Consider the following 20,205-nt stretch of genomic DNA (forward strand, 5'->3'; position numbering starts at 1 on the left):
CGTCGCCGCGATGGATGATTTCAGTCGACATCTGAAAGAATTGGAAGAACGGCTTTTCGATCCGGCGATGCGCACATCGAAACAGGCGTTGGCGGACCTGTTGTCTGCCGAGTTTCGCGAGATCGGCAGTTCGGGCGCTCTCTATACGTTCCACGACATCGTCGATCGGCTTGTCGAGGGTGAGCCCGACGGTATTTGGCAAACGCTGACCGACTTCGAATTGAAGATGCTCTCCGGTACGCTCGCGCTGGCGACCTATCGTGCGGCTCGCCGTTATCCGGATGGTCGTGAGGTCAGAACGCTTCGCAGCTCGATCTGGCGGCTGGAGGCGAAGGAGCGCTGGCGAATGCTCTTCCATCAGGGAACGCTGACGCAGTAAGCTCCATCCATGACCTTGTTGACCTACACACCCTATGACGGCTCCACAAAACCCTTCACGATCGGCCTGATGCCGCTCGATCCGGCACGATGGATCGAGCCGGACGCCGATCTCGGGCGCTATCTCGATGAAAAGCAAAGGCTTCTTTACGACCGCCGCAATGATGTTTTCGTTTCCGAAGCCGGTTCGAAACATGCGCAGCGGGAATGTCTTGACCTCCTGACGACCTATCTTTGCGAACAGCATCCGGCAATCTATCGCCGCGACGGCGATACCATCTCCGCCGCCGGTCACTCGATCGATCTTGCCGATCCCGGCCTGCCGCCGCTCCTGAAGGCCGGTTCGCTCGTTGCCGACGATCTCGTCATCATGCGGCGCAAGGAGAATGGCTGGCATCTCGTCGCCGGCCATGTCGCCTTCCCCTCCTCCTGGTCGCTTCAGGAAAAATTCGGCCGGCCGATGCAGGCGATTCATGGAGACGTGCCCGGCTTTGGCGAGGGCACCCGCAATGCTGTCCTCATCAACCGCATCTTCGACAATCTGCAGGTGGCGCAGCCTGTCGAGCGGATGAACTGGTCGGTGAGCACGACGAAGGAGCTGTCTCTCCGGACGTCGAAGCATAGCCGTCCGCCGGCCGCCACGCCTCCCACGCTTGAGACCCGCTTCGCCCGCGTCGAGCGCCAGACGCTGCGCAAGCTGCCGGTATCGGGCGATATCCTCTTTACCATCCGCGTTTATGTCGACCCGATCGCCGCGATCGCGAACCATCCCAAAGCTTCGGAACTGGCATTGAGTTTTGCCGCGCAATTGGATGCTTTGGATGAGCAGCAGACGGCCTATAAGGGCCTCACGCACCAGAAAAGCGAGCTGGCGAGACAATTGCGAGCGCTTGCGGACGTTGCTTCACCGGCTTGACATTTGCCCGATAAGCCGGGACGGCTCTTTATTGTGACATCAATTTATGGTTAGAGCCGTTCACCTCGCATTTTCGCGCACATATTGATTGAATTTCACAGGCCGAACGGCGTCCTGCCCTTCGAAGGAGACAAGAATGACGGAACAGAACTATCCGGTATATGCCGAAATTACCGGTCCGATCGTAATGATCGGCTTTGGCTCCATCGGCCGCGGCACCTTGCCCCTGATCGAACGCCATTTCAAATTCGACAAAAGCCGGATGGTCGTCATCGACCCGCAATTGGACGCCGACCACAAGGCGATCCTGGAAAAGCATGGCGTCCGCTATATCGAGGAATATGTCACCAAGGACAATTACAAGGACCTCTTGAAGCCCCTCCTGACGGAAGGCGGCGGCCAGGGCTTCTGCGTCAACCTCTCGGTCGACACCTCTTCGCTCGACCTGATCAAGCTGTGCCGCAAGCTCGACGTGCTCTATGTCGATACCGTCGTCGAGCCCTGGCTCGGCTTCTATTTCGACAAGAACATGAAAAACGCCGACCGCACCAACTACGCGCTGCGTGAAACCGTGCGCAAAGAAAAGGCAAAGAACCCCGGTGGTGCGACGGCTGTTTCCACCTGCGGCGCAAACCCGGGCATGGTTTCCTGGTTCGTCAAGCAGGCGCTCGTCAATCTCGCCAACGATATCGGCATCAAGTTCGACGAGCCGGATCAGCATGACCGCGAAGGCTGGGCAAAGCTGATGAAGAAGGTCGGCGTCAAGGGCATCCACATCGCCGAGCGTGACACTCAGCGCACCAAGCATCCGAAGCCGCTGAACGTATTCTGGAACACCTGGTCCGTCGAAGGCTTCATCTCCGAAGGCATGCAGCCGGCTGAACTCGGCTGGGGCACCCATGAAGCGTGGATGCCGAAGAACGCCAAGAAGCACAAGAAGGGCTGCCAGGCCGCCATCTATCTCGAGCAGCCGGGCGCCAACACCCGCGTTCGTACCTGGTGCCCGACCCCCGGCCCGCAATACGGCTTCCTCGTCACGCACAATGAGTCAATCTCGATCGCCGATTTCTTCACGGTCCGCGACAAGGATGGCGACGTCACCTTCCGCCCAACCTGCCACTACGCCTATCATCCGGCCAACGACGCCGTGCTGTCGCTGCACGAAATGTTCGGCAACGGCGGCACGGCGCAGCCGGTCCATCACGTTCTGGACGAGGACGAGCTTGAGGACGGCATCGACGAACTCGGCGTGCTGCTCTATGGCCACGACAAGAACGCCTATTGGTACGGTTCGCGTCTGTCGCTCGAAGAGACCCGCCGCATCGCTCCTTACCAGAATGCAACCGGCCTGCAGGTAACCTCCGCCGTGCTCGCCGGCATGGTCTGGGCCCTGGAAAATCCGACCGCCGGCATCGTCGAAGCTGACGAGATCGACTACAAGCGCTGCCTCGAAGTGCAGTTGCCGTATCTCGGTCCGGTTGAAGGCCACTACACCGACTGGACTCCGCTTGACGGCCGTCCGGGCCTGTTCCCTGAAGACATCGACACCAAGGATCCTTGGCAGTTCAAGAACATCCTGGTTCGCTGATCGACGGATCATCCGAACAGTCAGAAATTCAAATGCCCGCACTGGTCGTGCGGGCATTTTTGTTACGCTCGCCGGATAAATCGACCTGACGGGTTCTGAAGCCTTGCTTTCAACAGATGGCCACGGCATGGTTTCCCGCAACCAACATGACATTAGTCCGCCTTCAATCGCGGGAGACATTTATGAAGATCAGAACCAGCATTGCCCTTCTCGCCGCCGCAGCAGCCTTGTCCGCCTGCGTCGATTTCGGCGGATCGAGGCCTCCGCCGGCCATGCGCGCCAGCGTCCAGCCGCAGACAGGGGTAGAAGGCAACTGGAGCGATGCAAACGGCCTCATTTCGACCTTCCAGGCCGGCACATTCACGACCCACACCACCGACAGCAATTCGGTTCTGGCCTCCGGCACCTATACCAGCGTTTCTCCCAGCCTGATCGAGATCAACATGACCTCGCTGGTGCGAAAGACTCAGTCCAAGATCAACTGCGCCATGATCAGCCCCGCCCAGCTCAATTGCACGTCCGATGCCGGGAAACAGTTTTCCCTCAATCGCCGATAGGGCTGAAACGGGCGCCGCGGACGGATAGATCGCCATGCGCAGATTGGTGCTCTATCTCGTTTTGGTCGCCGCATTGCCGGTCGCTATCCTGGCGGCGGCTTTGCCTGCCAACAGCTATAAGGCACAAGGCATCGCGGCGCTCGATTGTGACGGACCGATAAGCGTCTTCATCATCGCCCTGCCTGCTTTACTGATCTATGGCGCCGGCACGATCCTGCTTTACCGCGATGGCAGCCGGCGCTTTCATCGCATCGCGGCACTTTGCTGCCTGCTTCTCACCCTTGCCATCGGCTGGAATGTCCTCGCCGCCCTGCGGGAATCCTATGGCGATGCCTCCATTGAGGCTTGCGCCTGATACAGCGGCTTCTTTTCCGTTGATTTGCAAAATCCTAATAAAGCCAACAGCTTTTGCTTGCGCTCTTTTCGCCGGGATGGAAAGATTCGGCCCGGGGGTACCGCTACGGGACATGGCGGGCCGGATATGGTGAGTAACAGGAGAGAGAGATGACGAAGCCCTTGGGTATGGGTCTTTTGGCCGTTGCGGCCTTGGCGCTCAGCGCCAGCACCGCTTTCGCGGATTACCAGCTCAACATTCTGCACTTCAACGATTTCCATTCGCGCGTGGAACCGATCAACAAGTTCGACGCCACCTGCTCTGCCGCCGAAGAAAGCAAGAATGAATGCTTCGGCGGCGCAGCGCGGCTGAAGACCGCGATCGACCAGCGTCGCGCCGCACTTGCCGGCCAAAATGTCCTGCTGCTCGATGCCGGCGACAATTTTCAGGGTTCGCTTTTCTACACGACCTACAAGGGAGCTGCCGAGGTCGAATTCCTCAACGATATGAAGATCGACGCCATGACCGTCGGCAACCATGAATTCGATGACGGCGAAGGCCCGCTCGCAGCCTTCCTCGACAAGGCGCAATTCCCCGTGGTCACCGCCAATCTGGTCATCGACGGCGAATCGAAAATCGGCGACCGCATCAAGAAATCGATCGTGCTCGATATTGGCGGCCAGAAGATCGGCATCGTCGGCGCGGTCACGACCGAGACGCCGGAGCTCTCCTCCCCCGGCCCACACGTCAAGATCACCGACGATGCGGCCGCCATCAGTGCCGAAGTGGACGCGCTGAAGTCGCAGGGCGTCAACAAGATCATCGCGCTTACCCATGTCGGCTATCCGCGCGACGTCGCCCAGATCGCCAGAATCGCCGGCGTGGATGTCGTCGTCGGCGGTCATTCGCACACGCTGCTGTCGAATACGGACCCGAAAGCCGCTGGCCCCTATCCGACCATGGTCGACAACCCTGCAGGTTATAAAGTCCCGGTCGTTCAGGCCGCCTCCTACAGCAAATATCTCGGCGATATCGTCATCACCTTCGATGACAACGGCGTCGTCAAGGAAGCCAAGGGCGATCCGATCCTGCTCGATTCTTCGATCAAACAGGACCCCGCCATTGCCGCCCGTGTCCAGGAGATGGCCAAGCCGATCGAGGAACTGCGCCATAAGGTCATTGGCGCCACGCAGGCCCCGATCGAAGGCGCACGTGAGATTTGCCGCGTTCAGGAATGCTCCATGGGCGATCTCGTCGCCGACGCTATGCTGGACCGCACAAAAAATCAGAACATCGCCATCGCCATCCAGAACGGCGGCGGCCTGCGCGCCTCGATCGGCGCCGGTGACGTCACCATGGGTGACGTGCTGACCGTGCTGCCGTTCCAAAACACCATCGCCACTTTCCAGTTGACGGGCGCTGATGTGAAGACGGCATTGGAAAACGGCCTCAGCCAGATCGACGATGGCGCCGGCCGCTTCCCGCAGGTCGCTGGCCTCAAATATACCTTCGATAAATCAAAGCCGCCCGGCAGCCGCGTCGTCTCCGTCGTTGTGCAGGAAGGCACGGAGTTCGTGCCGCTCGATCCCAACAAGACCTATGGCGTCGTCAGCAATAATTACATGCGCGCCGGCGGAGACGGTTACGTCGTCTTCGCGCAGAACGGCAAGAACGCCTATGACTTCGGCCCCGACCTCGAAGCAGTGGTCGCCGATTATCTGGCGTCGCATAATCCCTACAAGCCCTACACCGATGGCCGCATCGCACAGCTCGGCGGCACCGCAACCGTTGCCCAACCGGAGGCAGGCAAGCCGGCGGAGACGCAACAGGCAGCATCATCGGATCAGAAGCCCGTCCCGGCTGCGGCCGAAACCAGCGCAGCCCCCTCCACGACGGCTCCCGCTGCTTCGACGTCAACATCTCAGACGGCAGCACCCGCCGCGACGCCTCCGGCTACGACCACCACTCCGGAAACAGCAGCCCCAGCTACTACCGCTCCGGCAACCACGACCGCGCCCGCTGCGTCGACACCCAGCACCACCACACCTGCCACGTCAACACCTGAGACCACGGCCCCCGCCGCGACGCCTCCAACGACGACCGCTCCCGCAACAACAGCCCCAGCTACCACCGCTCCGGCGACGACCACAGCGCCCGAGACCACCACGCCTGCCACATCAACGCCGGAGACTCCCGCACCGGCACCCCAGGCAAGCGAGCCTCCGAAAACGCCGACCACCCATGTCATCGCCGCCGGCGACACACTCTGGGATCTCGCGAAGACCTACTACGGCGATGCCGGCGAATGGCGCAAACTCGTGGCCGCCAACCGCAATCTCAGAGCGCGCCACCTTACCATCGGCCGTGAATTGAAGATTCCGGCCAAGTAAGGACGATTTGTCTCGTAAAAGTCAGCCGGTCCGGGCTTTCCCGGGCCGGTTTTTGTTCCTATGTGAGGTGCTCCGTTTCGTTGAGAGGACCACAATTGATGATCGCAGAAGCCCCGACTGGCCAATCGCAGCAAAAATCCGGCAAGATCGGCGTCCTTCTCGTCAATCTCGGCACACCCGACGGCACCGACTACACGTCGATGCGGCGCTATCTGCGCGAATTCCTGACGGACAAGCGCGTCATCGAGTGGTCGCCATGGAAGTGGTATCCGATCCTGTTCGGCATCGTCCTCAACACCCGCCCCGGCAAGGTCGGCAAGGCGTATGAGACGATCTGGAACAAGGAAAAGAACGAAAGTTTCCTGCGCACCTATACCCGCAACCAATCGGATTTGATGGCGGCGCGGCTGATGGACTTACCGGACGTTATCGTCGATTGGGCGATGCGCTACGGCAAGCCGTCGATCGGCGAGCGCATCCAGGTGCTGAAGGATCAGGGTTGCGACCGTATCTTGCTGTTTCCGCTCTATCCGCAATATGCGGCTGCGACCACTGCCACCGTCAATGACAAGGCTTTCGAAAAGCTGATGGCCATGCGCTGGCAGCCGGCACTGCGCACCGTGCCGGATTATCATGCCGATCCCACCTATATCGAGGCGCTCGCCAACTCCGTCACCCGGCACCTCGCCACGCTCGACTGGCAACCGGAGAAGATCCTGGCCTCCTTCCACGGCATTCCGCTTTCCTATTCCGAGAAAGGCGATCCCTATTATCGGCAATGCGTCGAGACCAGCCGGTTGCTGCGCGAAAAGCTTGGGCTCTCCGAAGACCAATTCATGCTCACCTTCCAGTCCCGCTTCGGACCGGAGGAATGGCTGCAACCCTACACTGACAAGACGGTGGAGCACCTTGCCAGGGAGGGCACCAAACGCATCGCCGTCCTCAACCCCGGTTTCGTCTCGGATTGCTTGGAAACGCTCGAAGAAATCGCCGAACAGGCTGCCGAATCCTTCCACCACAATGGCGGCGAGAAGTTCACGCATATTCCCTGCCTGAACGACGGCGAAGACGGCATGCGGGTGCTGGAAAAAGTGGTCAGGCGGGAGTTGCTTGGCTGGATTTGATGCCTGCCATGCGCCCGTGGCGTCGGATGCTGTTCCAGCCGCCGCCACGATCGCCCTGCCTCATTGCAACTGCGGCTTCCTCAGAAAGCTGCTGCGGTCGGCCGACTTGACGCGTAGCCATGCTTCGCGGCCGTTGCGCAATATCCTCATGGGGATTTCTGCGCCGGCGGGGCCGCTTTCCCAGACCTTGCGGTAAAAATCGGCGAGGCTGTCCACTTCGCCGTCCCGGATCTCGGAGATGACGTCGCCGCGGCGCAGGCCCGCCTGGGCGGCCGGACCTCCTTCTGCCACGCTCATGACCACAACCTCCCCATTGCTTTCGGCGGAGAAAGCCCCGAGCCAAGGTCTCGGCGGCTTATTGACCTGACCGCGGTTGAGCAGATCATCAAGAATGGGCGGCAACAAATCGATCGGCACGACCATATTGATATCGGCAGCCTCATTATTTTGTGAGGCCATCTGCAGGTGAAGCGAGCCGATGCCCAATAGCTTGCCGTGCGCGTCGAGAAGCGCGGCACCTCCCCATGAAGGATGGGCGGGCGCGACGAAGATCGCCTCCTCCAGCAGATATTCCCAATAGCCGGCGAATTCCTGCTTGGCCACGATGCTTGCCCGGACGAATTGACCGACCCCATCGGCAATCACCACGGGATCGCCGATCGCGGCCTTGGCCACGTTGCCGAATTCCAAAGCGGGGACACCAAGCGACCCGAGTGCCTGGACCAGACCGAAACCGGTCTCCTGATCATAGGCAAGCGCATGGGCGGGCACCACGCGGCCTTCATTGGTCGTAAGCCAAACCTCCTCGGCCTCGGTGATGAGATAGCCGATCGTGAGAACCAGTCCGTTATCCCTGATGACCACACCGCTGCCTTCCCGCCGGGTTCCCAGCGCCCCAGCCGTAAAGGCATCGTCCGGAATTGAAGCGTGCACGGCCACGATTGACCGCAAAGTCCTGTCGATATTCATCGTCTCACCCTGGTGATGTGCCATGCCGCGGCTCGGAGGGTCGCGCGGCGGCAGAAACCGGATACTTTTCCTCCCCTTAAGGTATGAACATGTGCGGTCAGGTGCAAGGCCTGAGTGAAATTGGGAGGGTGACGGAACCGTCTGTTCCAGCCGCAAACAACGAGATTTCCCCCCGCCCTTTCGTACGTGAAATAGGGCAAGGAGTCGGATGGCACCGCCCATTCCGCCCTTGCCGAGAACATGCTAACCCACCACATCTGATTGACCTGCTGCGTCGCTTGTTCGCCCGAATACGCAGAGATCGCGGCAGTGCTTTGAAGTGACGCAAACCCTGCATCGTGTGGGGCGTCCATGGAGGATTTTATGGTAATCGGTGGGTTCAGCATCTTTGCGGTTGCCTTGGTTGTTTTGGTCATCCTGGTGCTGTTTGCGGGTATCAAGACGGTGCCGCAGGGATATCGCTACACGGTCCAGCGCTTCGGCCGCTATATGCGCACGCTGGAGCCGGGGCTCAATCTGATCGTGCCCTTCATCGAAACGGTCGGCGCACGCATGAACGTGATGGAACAGGTCCTCGCCGTGCCGACGCAGGAGGTCATCACCAAGGACAACGCCAGCATCTCAGCAGATGCGGTCGCCTTCTTCCAGGTGCTGAATGCGGCGCAGGCCGCCTATCAGATTACCAATCTCGAAACCGCGATCCTCAATCTCACCAAAACCAACATCCGCTCCGTCATGGGCTCGATGGACCTCGATGAATTGCTGTCGAACCGCGACGCCATCAACGAGCGGCTGCTACGCGTGGTCGACGAAGCAGCCGAGCCCTGGGGCATCAAGGTGACGCGCGTGGAAATCAAGGACATCCAGCCGCCGAAGGATCTTGTCGATGCCATGGCGCGGCAGATGAAGGCCGAGCGTGAAAAGCGTGCACAGGTTCTCGAAGCGGAAGGCTTGCGCAATGCGCAGATCCTGCGCGCCGAAGGAGCCAAGCAGGCGGCTGTCCTACAGGCCGAAGGCCAGCGGGAGGCTGCATTCCGCAATGCCGAGGCCCGAGAGCGCCTGGCCGAGGCCGAAGCCAAGGCGACGCGCGTGGTGTCCGAAGCGATTGCCGAGGGCAATGTCCAGGCGATCAACTACTTCATTGCGCAGAAATACACCGAAGCCCTGAGCGCAATCGGCTCTGCCGGCAATTCGAAGATCGTGCTCATGCCGATGGAGGCCAGCTCCATCATAGGCTCGCTCGGCGGCATCGGCGCTATCGCCCGCGAAGTCTTCGGCGACAATGGCGATGGCAGCGGCGCGCCACAACCTCCTCGTCCCCGGACAGGCCCTGCACGCACCACGCCGACGATCAATCCGCTGACATCAAAGGAGAGCTGAAATGTTCGACAATCTCGTCGTCGAACTCGGCCCCTGGAGCTGGTGGCTGGTAGGTCTGATTCTGCTCGCGGCCGAACTGATCCTGCCGGGCTTCTTCCTGGTATGGATCGGCTTGGCCGGCATCATCGTCGGCGCTTTGTCGCTGCTTTTCTGGGATAGCGCCTTCTGGGTCTGGCAACTGCAGGGACTTGTCTTCGCCGCGACGGCCGTGATCGTCACCCTCATCGGCCGCCACTATCTCTATAACAACAGCCAGGCCACCGACGAGCCGTTCCTCAACCAGCGCAGCGCCAGCTTGGTCGGACGCACGGCGACGCTCGACCAACCGATCACCGAAGGCCGGGGGCGCATTCGCCTGAACGATACCTATTGGACGGTCAACGGACCGGATCTGCCAGTCGGCACCCGCGTCAAGGTCGTTGCCAGCAGCGGCCGCGACCTCACGGTCGAACCCGTCTGATCAGGCGACGCCGATCCGCAGCAGATCGTGGAAGTGGACGATGCCGACAGGCCGCCGGGCATCGTCGACGACGATCAGCGCCGAGATGTTGTGACGATTGAGTACGGCCATTGCGCCGGTCGCCAGCGTCGTTTCCTTCACCGTCTTCGGATTGCGCGTCATCACCTCGTCCACGCGCATCTCCGCAAGGTTGTTGCCGAGATTGCGGGCAATGTCGCCATCGGTCACAATGCCGCAAAGGCAACCGTCATCATCGACGACGCCGACGCAACCAAAGCGCATTTGCGCTAGCGTCATGACCGCTTCGCGCATGCCCGTGCCAAGCTTGACCAAGGGTACGCGATCGCCCTTGTGCATGATATCGGCGACATGCGAGAGGCTGGCGCCCAGCTTGCCACCCGGATGGAAGGTGCGGAAATCCTCGGCGGTGAAGCCGCGCGCCTCCAGCAGAGCCACGGTGAGCGCATCGCCGATCGCGAGCTGCAGCAGCGTCGATGTGGTGGGCGCCAGCCCGTGCGGGCAGGCTTCCTGTTCCTTAGGCAGCAATAGAACGACATCCGATTCGCGCGCCAGCGTAGAGGTCTCGCCCGATGTAATGGCGATCATCGGGATCGAGAAGCGGCGGGAATAGCTGATGATGCCGCGCAACTCCGCACTTTCGCCGCTCCAGGACATCGCGATGATGACGTCGTCCTGCGTGATCATGCCGAGATCGCCGTGATTGGCCTCGACCGGATGCACGAAAAAGGCCGGAGTTCCGGTGGAGGCCAGGCTGGCGGCAAGCTTGTTGCCGATATGACCGCTCTTGCCGACACCGGTGATGATGACGCGGCCGGTGATATCGCCGATGATCTCGACCGCGCGGCTGAAGGGCTCGGCCAGACCATTGGTCAGGGCGCGTTCCAGCGCCTCCATGCCCCGTCTCTCGGTCTCGATCGTCCGCATCGCGGATTCGATCGCACCGTTCTCGATGAGTCTTACAGCTCTCTTATTCATGACGGAGGCCTAACGCTTTTCTGCAAATCTGTCCACCGGAGATCGATTTTGTGCAGCGGAGATCGGCCGTCGCGCCACCAAAGCCAGTTCCGTCACCATGACTCCTTGTAGTCGGCTGGCAAGGAAGCGTTAACCATGGGCCTTTACGCTTGGGTAACGATTTAAAGCATTTCCAGTAAGGCCAGACATAGATCAAATGGACATCGGCAAGAACAAGGCGGGTGGTGGCTCCCTCCGGCTGACGGCATGCGCTGCATCCGCTCTGCTGGGCTGGGCTGCATTCGCCATGCCGATGCCGGTTCAGGCGCAATCGCTCGACGCGAGCCAGAGTTCCAGCACCAATCTGACGGCAACATCGACCGACACAGATAGTTTCGATCTTCCCGGTTCGGACACGACGGGCACGACATCCTCCAAATCCAAGACGACCAAAGCCGCGAAACAGACGACGACGGATTCGGACACGTCGTCCAGTTCAGCCCTGCGACTTGGCATCGATCCGACCACGACGGGCTCGACGCTGGATGACGATCTGCGCCGCGTCAATCTGCGCGAGACCAGTGTCGATGATCTGAAAGCGCGGCAGCATCCGGATCGCGAGGATGTGCAAGGCATACCGCTCGGCACCTTCACTCTGCGGCCTTCCGTCAACCAGTCCATCAACTTCGAGCGCAACCGCACCGGCTCGACCAATGACGATCGGAGCTTCCTGCAGACCGATCTGCGCAGCACCCTGACATCGGATTGGGACCGCCATGCGCTGATCGTCACCGGTGAGGGCGTCTGGCAGAAAAACCTGAGCGGCAGCGGCGCCGAACAGCCGAATGTCAATATCAACGCCGATCTGCGCCTTGATCTTCCCACCGATACCACGGCGCATATCACCGCCGGCTATCAGTTCTTCCGCGAAGATACGAGCGACCCGAACGCCATCGCCGGCGCCTCGAAGCAGTCGGCCGTCAATCAATTCAACGCCGGTACATCGCTGGAGCGCGATTTCGGCCTGCTACGCGGCACGACGGCCGTGGCGCTAACCCGCACAATCTATTCCGATGCCACCCTGTCGGACGGAACACAGGTGACGCTTAGCGACCGCAATCAGACGGCCGGCACCTGGCGCGGGCGCATCGGCTACGAATTGTCGCCTGTCCTCATTCCCTTCCTGGAGGCCGATCTCGGCCGCACCTTCTACGACCAGTCCCACGACAGCAACGGCTACGCCCGCTCGAACCAAAGCTATGGCGGCAAGGCGGGTATCGAGCTCGATCTTGGCGACAAGATGAAAGGCGAGCTCGGTTTCGGCTACCAGCATACGGAATTCGATGATTCGCGCCTGGCTTCGATCGATTCGCCGACTGTCGACGGCAATCTCGCCTGGTCGCCCCAGCGCGGCACCGACGTCAGCATCGGCCTTTCGACAACGGTCCAACCCTCCACGACGGCGGGCGAAAGCGGCTACACCGCCTATCAGTTGACGAGCACATTGAGCCAGGAACTACGCGACGATCTCACGGCCAAGCTGACCGGCGGCACGATCTGGCGCGACTATCCGTCCGGCAGCACCATCTCCGACGAAACCGAATATGATGCGGCCCTCGGCCTGACCTGGGGCATCAATCGCTATCTCGATCTGACCAGTAACGTCGGCTATCAGCTCACGTCACGAAAGACGGGCGACGATACGCGGCAGCTCCAGGCGGGCGTGGGCTTGACGGTGAAGAAGTAAAGCCCCGGTCACTCCCTCGCCCCGCATGAGCGGGGAGAGGGTGCTTTGATCTTTCTACTATTTCAGCGCGTCGACCAGCGCCTTGAACCCATCCTCGATGGTCGGGCGGATGTCCGCGCGGGCGAGCGCGAAGGCGACGTTGGCGAGGATGAAGCCATCCTTGGCGCCACAGTCGAAAGTCTGGCCCTGGAAGTGATAGCCGGCGAAATCCTGCTCTTGCGCAAGCTTCAGCATGCCGTCGGTCAACTGGATCTCATTGCCCGCACCGCGCTCCTGGCGTTCCAGGATATGGAAAATCTCCGGCTGCAGGATGTAGCGGCCGTTGATGAAGAAGTTCGACGGAGCCGTGCCCTTGGCCGGCTTCTCCACCATTTCGGTGATGCGGAAGCCGCTGCCGATCGTCTCGCCGACGCCGACGATGCCGTATTTATGCGTCTGATCCGGAGCGCATTCCTCGACGGCGATGACGTTGCCGCCGCTATGCTCATAAAGCTCGATCATACCCTTCATGCAGCCCTTTTCGGCACGCATGACCATGTCGGGCAAAAGCAGCGCGAACGGTTCGTCGCCGACGATCTCGCGGGCGCACCAGACGGCATGGCCAAGGCCAAGCGGCTCCTGCTGGCGCGTGAAGCTCGCCGTGCCGGCCTTCGGCAGCAGGCCGTTCAGCAGCGACAGTTCGGCATTCTTGTTGCGCTGGCGCAGCGTGTGCTCGAGTTCGAACTGAATGTCGAAATAGTCCTCGATGACATGCTTGCTGCGGCCGGTCACGAACACGAAATGCTCGATGCCCGCTTCCATCGCCTCGTCGACGACGTACTGAATCACCGGCTTGTCGACGACGGTCAGCATCTCCTTCGGCACCGCCTTGGTCGCCGGCAAGAACCGCGTCCCTAGTCCGGCGACCGGAAATACTGCCTTACGCACCTTTTTATGCTGTCCCACGCATACCTCCTGGGGAATTACGTCGCTTTTGCGCCAAAGCTAATCGAAGGGTCAGTAGTATAAATTTGCTACTGTTTTGCAAATGATGACTGACCCTGGCTTCCATGGTAAAGAATTTGTTGACTTCGTTCCTGTAGTGTCACGCTTGGGCGAATGCCACCGGCATCGCCGCACCGAAATCCAAGTATTGATGGACACGGCTGTTGATGACCCCAAACCGCAAACACTCCCTTCGTGGTCTCGCTCTGGCGCTCGCGTTCGGTGCCTTTGCGGGACTAACTCCCATTAACGCCAATGCGGACCCCGGGTTCCAGAAATGGATCGCGGGCTTCTACGATACCGCAGCCAAAAGCGGCATCACGCAGTCAACCTATCGCAAAGCATTTGCCGGCGTAACGGACCCCGACCCCACGGTCCTCGAAAAAGCGCAGTATCAACCGGAATTCAAATCCCAGATCTGGGATTATCTGGATTCCCGCGTCAATCCCTATACCGTCGATGTTGGCCGGAAGATGGCGGCCAAATACGGTTCCACACTCCGTTCCCTTGAACAGCATTTCGGCGTGGATCGCAATATTATCCTCGCCATCTGGTCGATGGAATCAAATTACGGTGCCGTGCTCGCCAAGGACGAGAAGCTGCATTACGTGCCGCGCGCTCTGGCGACGCTTGCCTATGCCGATCCGAAGCGCGCCGGCTACGCCAAAAAGCAATTGATCGCGGCACTGAAGATCCTGCAGAGCGGCGATGTGCCGCGCGACGAGCTGAACGGCTCCTGGGCCGGCGCCATGGGCCACACGCAGTTCATCCCGACCAGCTACCTGCTCTATGCGGTCGACGCTGACGGCAACGGCCATGCCGATATCTGGAACTCCATTCCCGACGCGCTGGCAACGACCGCCAATCTGCTGGCAAAGAACGGCTGGAGCACCAGCCGCACCTGGGGCTACGAAGTGACCGTACCGCCGGGCGGCGCAGCGCAGGTCGGCAAGACCCACACGATCGCACAATGGGCTGCCATGGGCTTCGTACGCCCGAACGGCAAGAGCTTCCGCCTGACATCCGACCGCGCGCAACTGAAGATGCCGGGCGGAGCTGACGGCCCCGGTTTCCTGATGGCCGGCAACTTCTTCACCATCAAGCGTTACAATGCCTCCGACAGCTACGCGCTCGCCGTTGGCCTGCTGGCCGATCAGATCGCCGGCTATGGCGGCGTGCAGCAATCCTGGCCGCGCCCGAGCGGCACGCTGGATGTAAAGCAGAAATTCGAGCTGCAAACCCGCCTGAAGGAGCTCGGCTATTACGACGGCGTCGTCGACGGCAATTTTGGCTCCGGCTCCAAGGCCGCCATTACCGCCGTTCAGCAGCGTTTCGGCATGAGCGCCGACGGCGAGCCGTCGATGAACCTGTTGAACGCCCTGCGCAAATAGGTCGCCGCGGTCGAGATGAGCCTTGGATTGGCTGGACGGCGGCACCGCCTTCATGCAACCATGGCGCCGCGAGCGGAAAAGAGCCCGATGAAAAACCGACCTGCCCGCGCGACCATGACTGCTGCAAGAACGATGTTCACGGCACTTCTTGCAGGCCTTTTGGCGTTTGCCTGTCTGCTGACGGCAGCCGAGGCGCAGGAGCGGCCGCGCAGGACATTGCTTGAAATGTTGTTCGGCCGTTCGGAGCCCGATATTCCCTATCAACCTCCGCCGAGACGCACGATTCGGCCGCCGCGCAAACGGATCGCTCCACCGCCGCGCCAGGTAGTGGTGGCTCAGCCGGAGCCGCCGCCGGAGATCCAGAAACTGCCGGATGCCAAGACGATCCTCGTCGTCGGCGATTTTCTGGCGGGCGGCCTGGGCGATGGGCTGGAAGATGCCTTTTCCACCTCGCCCGGCGTCGTCGTACAGACACGCAGCACTGTCGCCTCCGGCCTGGTGCGCCAGGACTATTACAACTGGCCGCAACAGTTGCCGGCCATGCTGGATCAATTGAAACCCGCCATGGTCGTCGTCATGATCGGCGCCAACGATCGCCAGCAGATGACGGGTGACGGGCTCAACGAAAAATTCGGCACCGACCCCTGGTACCTTGCCTATGAGGAGCGCGTGCAGCAGTTCGGCAGGCTGGTGACGAACCACCATATCCCCCTCCTCTGGGTCGGCCTGCCACCCTTCGGCTCCGACCAGATGACGGCCGATGCGGTGAAGCTCAACCAACTCTACCAAAGCAAGGTCGAAAGCGTCGGCGGCGAATTCATCGATATCTGGGACGGCTTCACCGACGAGAACGGCGAGTTCATCGTCACTGGCTCGGATATCAACGGCCAGCAGGTGCGGCTCCGAACCTCCGACGGTGTCAATCTCACGGCAGCGGGAAAACGCAAGGTCGCCTTTTACGTCGAAAAACCGACGCGCCGGCTGCTCGGTGACCAGGCGAGCCCGGATATCATCCGCCTGGACACCGGCAATCAACTGCCGGCCGAACAAGTCAACCTGCCGCCGACGGAGATGGAAATGATCACCCGCACACAGCCGGTAAGCCTTTCCGACCCCAATCTCGACGGCGGCGCACAGCTTCTCGGCGGCGCTCCCGCCCACAATTCCGTCACCCAATCTCCTCGCGACCTCCTGGTCGAGAAAGGCCAGATGGCCCCGGCGCCGACCGGACGCGTCGACGACTACCGACTGCCGGCGGCTACGACTGCACCGTAACCACCACCGGCTACTAACAAAACAAGGGCAATCGCATGCTGGAATCGCACGCAGACCTTGGTCTACCGGAAGTATCAGCGGATGGATGGATATCATCAATCCCTGAGGAGCACGGCTTCGATGCGGACAGATTGCGAGGGATCGGTCCGCATTTCGAAGCGTGGACAGAGGCAAATGCCCATGCCATCTTGATCGCCCGCCATGGCAAACTGGTCTACGAGCGATATTTCACCGGCGAGGACAGGACATGGGGGACTCCGCTAGGCCGCGTGGCCTTCCATGCAGGCCTCAAACACGATCTTCGCTCTATCACCAAAAGCATCACCTCTCTGCTCGTCGGCATCGCCATCGAAAACGGCTGGATCGACGACCTCGATACGCCGGTTTTCTCCTTTTTTCCTGATCATGCCGATCTCCGCACGCCGGAAAAAGATAGGATAACGCTCCGCCATCTGCTCACCATGTCCGCCGGCTTAGCCTGGAGCGAGGAGTTGCCCTACAGCGATCCAGCCAACAGCGAGCGCCGCATGATGGAGGCTGCTGACCCTCACCGCTACGTTCTGGAACAGAACGTCGCCAGGCCGGCCGGCGCTGTCTATACCTATAATGGTGGCTTGACCGCTCTGCTCGGCGCCATTCTGCATAGGGCATCGAGTCGGCGGCCGGATCAGCTTGCGAAGGAATATCTCTTCGAGCCCCTTGGCATCGAAGAGGTGGAATGGATTCGCTACTGGGACGGAACGCCCAATGTCGCGTCCGGCTTGCGCATGCGGCCCCGCGACGTGGCCAAGATCGGTCAATTGGTGTTGAATAAAGGCGCCTGGAACAACGCCAGGATCCTTTCACCAGCCTGGATCGATCAGGTTACGTCACCGCAGGTCCAGGGTGAAGGCTTGTATTTCTACGGGTTCCAATGGTGGCTGGGACGATCGCTGATCGATCGGCAGGAGATTAGCTGGACCGCCGCCGTTGGTTGGGGTGGACAAAGACTCTATGTCATTCCCAGCTTGAACATAACGGCCGTCGTGTTGGCAGGATTATACCATAATCCCACGCTCCAGCCGGCCGTCGGTGATACGGTGCTTAGGCGATTTGTGCTTCCGGCGGCGCTACGCGGATAGCTGTCCACGCAGGGCAATCGGTTGTTTGACAACGCCGCAACCCGCCAATACAAGCACTGCATGAGCTTGAACAGCGCAGATCATATCGATCGCAACCGCACCTGCCTGCAGGCTGTGGTTTTGCGCGCTTTCTCCGGCCGAGGTCTCCGCGTCCAGTCGTGACAGCCGGAGCGATTGGCGTGTCCGGCGGCTGCTGGACGTAAAGCCCTCACCTCAAGACATCAACGTTGCCCATGGAGAAAGGCACGTGCTCAATATCTATCACGTCAATTCGCTCGTTCATTGGGAAGAGCGGGATATCCGGCTCCGCGACGATCTCATCCGGTTCTTTTCCGATGAAGTCGGCAGCGTTCTACGATCCGCAAACCCCGCCTGGGATATCCGAAGGGTCGAAGCTCCGGTCTTGATGCCTCGAAGCCTCGTCTCGGATGCCTATTCCAATTCGGACATATGGGTACAGGAGCGGCTATCAAAGACGGAAGCCGAACTTGTGCTGCGGCCCGAAACGACGCCATCAACCTATGCCTATATGCAGCATCTTCTCGGAAATCATTCCAGAACGCGGCTGCCATTGTGTATTTGGCAGGCTGGAAAATCCTATCGCCGGGAACAGGACCAATCGACCAAGCATGTTCGTCTCAAGGAATTCTGGCAGCTTGAATTCCAATGCGCCTTCACCGCCGACAGCGGCAATGACTACCACGCCGCCGCCCTGGAACCGGTCCGCCGAATGATCGCCTCGGTGATCCATCTGCCGACAAGGATCGTGCCATCCGATCGCCTTCCGGCCTATTCTGAGGTCACCATGGATATTGAGGTCGATAACGGCGACAAATGGATGGAGATCTGCTCGATCTCGAAACGCACGGACTTTCCTCAACGCTATCGCAGTCAGTCCAAGAAACGGCCGGCAATGGACCACGACGTCGCAGTGCTGGAAATCGCGATCGGTCTCGATCGCTGCATCTATAACTGGAACATCGCAGCAAACAGATAAAGAGAAAGGGCCGGGCTCATCACGAACCCGGCCCTCCGATAACCTGCATGAAGGTGGCGGCGAAGTTTACCGCGGCAGCACCGTCGAGCCCATCAGGGCTTCGTCGATCGCGCGGGCGGCCTGGCGGCCTTCGCGGATGGCCCAGACGACCAGGGACTGGCCGCGGCGGACGTCGCCGGCGGTCCAGAGCTTGTCGACCGAGGTCTTATAGTCCTTGTCGTCGGCGACGACATTAGTCGAGCCGCGCTTGTCGGTGTTGAGCGTCAGCTTGCCGTCGAGCTCCTTCAGCACGCTGTCGGTGAACGGACCGCGGAAGCCGATGGCGATGAAGGCGAGATCGGCGCGGATGACGAACTCCGTGCCGGCAATCGGCTTGCGGCGCTCATCCACTTCGCAGCACTTCACGCCGGTCAGTACGCCGTCTTCGCCGATGAATTCCAGCGTTGCCACCTGGAATTCGCGCACGGCGCCCTCGGCCTGCGAGGAGGAGGTACGCATCTTCGTCGCCCAGAAGGGCCAGACGGCGAGCTTGTCTTCCTTTTCCGGCGGCTGCGGGCGGATATCGAGCTGGGTCACCTTGACGGCACCCTGGCGGAACGCGGTGCCGACGCAGTCGGACGCAGTATCGCCGCCACCGACGACCACGATATGCTTGCCGCCGGCAAGGATCGGGTCGGACGGCCAGCCGATGCTGTCGATGTTTTCGCGGCCGATGCGGCGGTTCTGCTGCACGAGATAGGGCATGGCGTCATGGACGCCTGCTAGCGTCGTGCCAGGAATGCCGGCTTCGCGCGGGGTTTCCGAGCCGCCGCAATAAAGAACCGCATCATAGTCAGCCAGAAGCTGCTCGACATTGACGTCGACCCCGACATTGACGCCGCAATGGAAGGTCACGCCTTCGCCCTTCATCTGTTCGACGCGGCGGTCGATGAAGTTCTTCTCCATCTTGAAGTCCGGAATGCCGTAGCGCAGCAGCCCACCGGGCTTCGTTTCGCGCTCGTAAACATGGACTTCGTGACCCGCGCGGCCAAGCTGCTGAGCCGCCGCCATGCCGGCGGGGCCGGAGCCGATGACGGCGACCTTCTTGCCCGTATGGACGGTTGCCGGTTCCGGACGGATGAAGCCGAGTTCATAGGCCTTGTCGGCAATGGCCTGCTCGACCGTCTTGATCGCGACCGGGGCATCCTCGAGGTTCAGCGTGCAGGCTTCCTCGCAAGGTGCGGGGCAGACGCGACCGGTGAATTCCGGGAAGTTGTTGGTCGAATGCAGGTTGCGGATCGCCTCTTCCCAATTGTTGTTGTAAACGAGGTCGTTCCAATCCGGAATCTGGTTGTGGACCGGGCAGCCGGTCGGGCCGTGGCAATAGGGAATGCCACAGTCCATGCAGCGTGCTGCCTGTTTCTGCACTTCCTGGTCCGACATGGGGATCGTGAATTCGCGGAAATGCCGGATGCGGTCCGACGCCGGCTGATACTTGCCAACCTGTCGGTCGATTTCCAAGAAGCCTGTTACCTTGCCCATGCTTTCGTTTCCTCACGCTAAATAGAGGAGCCGATGGCTCCCGTGCCTGAAGGCAAATCCCGCTGCCTTGTCCGGCACTGTAATTCAAAACCGATTCC

General features: G+C 60.6%; 18 protein-coding genes. 14 read left to right on the forward strand and 4 right to left on the reverse strand.

Going from position 1 to position 20,205, the window contains the following annotated elements; all coding sequences use genetic code 11:
- Positions 1-10 precede the first annotated feature (10 nt).
- The 7 genes from N2601_RS13175 to hemH all read left to right on the forward strand — a co-directional run bounded on the left by N2601_RS13175 (position 11) and on the right by hemH (position 7,287).
- Positions 11-379 carry a nuclear transport factor 2 family protein gene (locus N2601_RS13175; protein ID WP_104825203.1) on the forward strand — a complete coding sequence of 123 codons (369 nt, stop codon included), beginning with the start codon at positions 11-13 and terminating at the stop codon, positions 377-379.
- Between the two features lie 9 nt (positions 380-388).
- Positions 389-1,294 (forward strand): heme-dependent oxidative N-demethylase family protein, encoded by a 906-nt coding sequence (locus tag N2601_RS13180; protein ID WP_104824242.1) that lies wholly within the window; start codon positions 389-391, stop codon positions 1,292-1,294.
- A gap of 136 nt (positions 1,295-1,430) precedes the next feature.
- Entirely contained in the window at positions 1,431-2,882 is a 1,452-nt protein-coding gene (locus N2601_RS13185) for a homospermidine synthase (protein WP_104824243.1), read from the forward strand.
- Between the two features lie 182 nt (positions 2,883-3,064).
- Entirely contained in the window at positions 3,065-3,439 is a 375-nt protein-coding gene (omp10, locus tag N2601_RS13190) for an outer membrane lipoprotein Omp10 (RefSeq protein WP_104824244.1), read from the forward strand.
- 34 nt (positions 3,440-3,473) lie between these two features.
- On the forward strand, positions 3,474-3,794 hold the full coding sequence (locus tag N2601_RS13195) for a hypothetical protein (RefSeq protein ID WP_104824245.1): 321 nt from the start codon (positions 3,474-3,476) through the stop codon (positions 3,792-3,794).
- Between the two features lie 149 nt (positions 3,795-3,943).
- On the forward strand, positions 3,944-6,163 hold the full coding sequence (locus N2601_RS13200; protein WP_104824246.1) for a 5'-nucleotidase C-terminal domain-containing protein: 2,220 nt from the start codon (positions 3,944-3,946) through the stop codon (positions 6,161-6,163).
- Between the two features lie 98 nt (positions 6,164-6,261).
- Positions 6,262-7,287 carry a ferrochelatase gene (gene hemH / locus N2601_RS13205; RefSeq protein WP_104824247.1) on the forward strand — a complete coding sequence of 342 codons (1,026 nt, stop codon included), beginning with the start codon at positions 6,262-6,264 and terminating at the stop codon, positions 7,285-7,287.
- A gap of 60 nt (positions 7,288-7,347) precedes the next feature.
- Here the strand turns inward: hemH and N2601_RS13210 are convergent, their stop codons facing one another.
- Positions 7,348-8,256 (reverse strand): S1C family serine protease, encoded by a 909-nt coding sequence (locus N2601_RS13210; protein WP_104824248.1) that lies wholly within the window; start codon positions 8,254-8,256, stop codon positions 7,348-7,350.
- 363 nt (positions 8,257-8,619) lie between these two features.
- On the opposite strand from N2601_RS13210, the gene N2601_RS13215 reads away from it, so the two are divergent.
- Both N2601_RS13215 and N2601_RS13220 read left to right on the forward strand, forming a co-directional pair.
- Positions 8,620-9,636: an SPFH domain-containing protein gene (locus tag N2601_RS13215; protein ID WP_104824249.1), complete on the forward strand. Its 1,017-nt coding sequence runs from the start codon at positions 8,620-8,622 to the stop codon at positions 9,634-9,636.
- 1 nt (position 9,637) lies between these two features.
- Positions 9,638-10,096 carry an NfeD family protein gene (locus tag N2601_RS13220; RefSeq protein WP_104824250.1) on the forward strand — a complete coding sequence of 153 codons (459 nt, stop codon included), beginning with the start codon at positions 9,638-9,640 and terminating at the stop codon, positions 10,094-10,096.
- Here the strand turns inward: N2601_RS13220 and N2601_RS13225 are convergent, their stop codons facing one another.
- Positions 10,097-11,092, reverse strand: coding sequence for a KpsF/GutQ family sugar-phosphate isomerase (locus tag N2601_RS13225; RefSeq protein ID WP_104824251.1), 996 nt, complete (start codon positions 11,090-11,092; stop codon positions 10,097-10,099).
- Between the two features lie 196 nt (positions 11,093-11,288).
- Between N2601_RS13225 and N2601_RS13230 the strand changes: the two genes are divergently transcribed.
- On the forward strand, positions 11,289-12,818 hold the full coding sequence (locus N2601_RS13230) for an outer membrane beta-barrel protein (RefSeq protein WP_104824252.1): 1,530 nt from the start codon (positions 11,289-11,291) through the stop codon (positions 12,816-12,818).
- A 57-nt stretch (positions 12,819-12,875) separates the two neighbouring features.
- On the opposite strand, the gene galU is transcribed toward N2601_RS13230, so the two are convergent.
- Positions 12,876-13,763, reverse strand: a complete 888-nt coding sequence (gene galU, locus N2601_RS13235; protein ID WP_104824253.1) for a UTP--glucose-1-phosphate uridylyltransferase GalU — start codon at positions 13,761-13,763, stop codon at positions 12,876-12,878.
- A 206-nt stretch (positions 13,764-13,969) separates the two neighbouring features.
- Here galU and N2601_RS13240 point away from each other — a divergent pair, with 206 nt between their 5' ends.
- From N2601_RS13240 to N2601_RS13255, 4 genes are all read left to right on the forward strand, one after another.
- Positions 13,970-15,193, forward strand: a complete 1,224-nt coding sequence (locus tag N2601_RS13240; RefSeq protein WP_104824254.1) for a lytic murein transglycosylase — start codon at positions 13,970-13,972, stop codon at positions 15,191-15,193.
- An 87-nt stretch (positions 15,194-15,280) separates the two neighbouring features.
- On the forward strand, positions 15,281-16,468 hold the full coding sequence (locus tag N2601_RS13245; RefSeq protein ID WP_104824255.1) for a DUF459 domain-containing protein: 1,188 nt from the start codon (positions 15,281-15,283) through the stop codon (positions 16,466-16,468).
- A 35-nt stretch (positions 16,469-16,503) separates the two neighbouring features.
- Positions 16,504-17,589 carry a serine hydrolase domain-containing protein gene (locus N2601_RS13250; protein WP_104824256.1) on the forward strand — a complete coding sequence of 362 codons (1,086 nt, stop codon included), beginning with the start codon at positions 16,504-16,506 and terminating at the stop codon, positions 17,587-17,589.
- 247 nt (positions 17,590-17,836) lie between these two features.
- The gene (locus N2601_RS13255) at positions 17,837-18,586 is read left to right on the forward strand and encodes an aminoacyl--tRNA ligase-related protein (protein WP_104824257.1); all 750 of its coding nucleotides are present in this window, start codon (positions 17,837-17,839) and stop codon (positions 18,584-18,586) included.
- Positions 18,587-18,652: 66 nt separating this feature from the next.
- On the opposite strand, the gene N2601_RS13260 is transcribed toward N2601_RS13255, so the two are convergent.
- Entirely contained in the window at positions 18,653-20,107 is a 1,455-nt protein-coding gene (locus N2601_RS13260; RefSeq protein WP_104824258.1) for a glutamate synthase subunit beta, read from the reverse strand.
- Between the last annotated feature and the right edge of the window lie 98 nt (positions 20,108-20,205).

The sequence above is a fragment of the Rhizobium sp. CB3060 genome (genome assembly GCF_025200735.1).
Taxonomy (GTDB): domain Bacteria; phylum Pseudomonadota; class Alphaproteobacteria; order Rhizobiales; family Rhizobiaceae; genus Rhizobium.

Coding starts and splice junctions, on each gene's coding strand:
- N2601_RS13245 (WP_104824255.1), top strand. CDS start 15,281: ATGAAAAACCGACCTGCCCGCGCGACCATGACTGCTGCAAGAACGATG.
- N2601_RS13220 (WP_104824250.1), top strand. CDS start 9,638: ATGTTCGACAATCTCGTCGTCGAACTCGGCCCCTGGAGCTGGTGGCTG.
- N2601_RS13210 (WP_104824248.1), bottom strand. CDS start 8,256: ATGAATATCGACAGGACTTTGCGGTCAATCGTGGCCGTGCACGCTTCA.
- N2601_RS13180 (WP_104824242.1), top strand. CDS start 389: ATGACCTTGTTGACCTACACACCCTATGACGGCTCCACAAAACCCTTC.
- N2601_RS13240 (WP_104824254.1), top strand. CDS start 13,970: ATGACCCCAAACCGCAAACACTCCCTTCGTGGTCTCGCTCTGGCGCTC.
- N2601_RS13195 (WP_104824245.1), top strand. CDS start 3,474: ATGCGCAGATTGGTGCTCTATCTCGTTTTGGTCGCCGCATTGCCGGTC.
- N2601_RS13185 (WP_104824243.1), top strand. CDS start 1,431: ATGACGGAACAGAACTATCCGGTATATGCCGAAATTACCGGTCCGATC.
- N2601_RS13250 (WP_104824256.1), top strand. CDS start 16,504: ATGCTGGAATCGCACGCAGACCTTGGTCTACCGGAAGTATCAGCGGAT.
- N2601_RS13230 (WP_104824252.1), top strand. CDS start 11,289: ATGGACATCGGCAAGAACAAGGCGGGTGGTGGCTCCCTCCGGCTGACG.
- hemH (WP_104824247.1), top strand. CDS start 6,262: ATGATCGCAGAAGCCCCGACTGGCCAATCGCAGCAAAAATCCGGCAAG.
- N2601_RS13225 (WP_104824251.1), bottom strand. CDS start 11,092: ATGAATAAGAGAGCTGTAAGACTCATCGAGAACGGTGCGATCGAATCC.
- N2601_RS13175 (WP_104825203.1), top strand. CDS start 11: ATGGATGATTTCAGTCGACATCTGAAAGAATTGGAAGAACGGCTTTTC.
- N2601_RS13200 (WP_104824246.1), top strand. CDS start 3,944: ATGACGAAGCCCTTGGGTATGGGTCTTTTGGCCGTTGCGGCCTTGGCG.
- N2601_RS13260 (WP_104824258.1), bottom strand. CDS start 20,107: ATGGGCAAGGTAACAGGCTTCTTGGAAATCGACCGACAGGTTGGCAAG.
- omp10 (WP_104824244.1), top strand. CDS start 3,065: ATGAAGATCAGAACCAGCATTGCCCTTCTCGCCGCCGCAGCAGCCTTG.
- N2601_RS13215 (WP_104824249.1), top strand. CDS start 8,620: ATGGTAATCGGTGGGTTCAGCATCTTTGCGGTTGCCTTGGTTGTTTTG.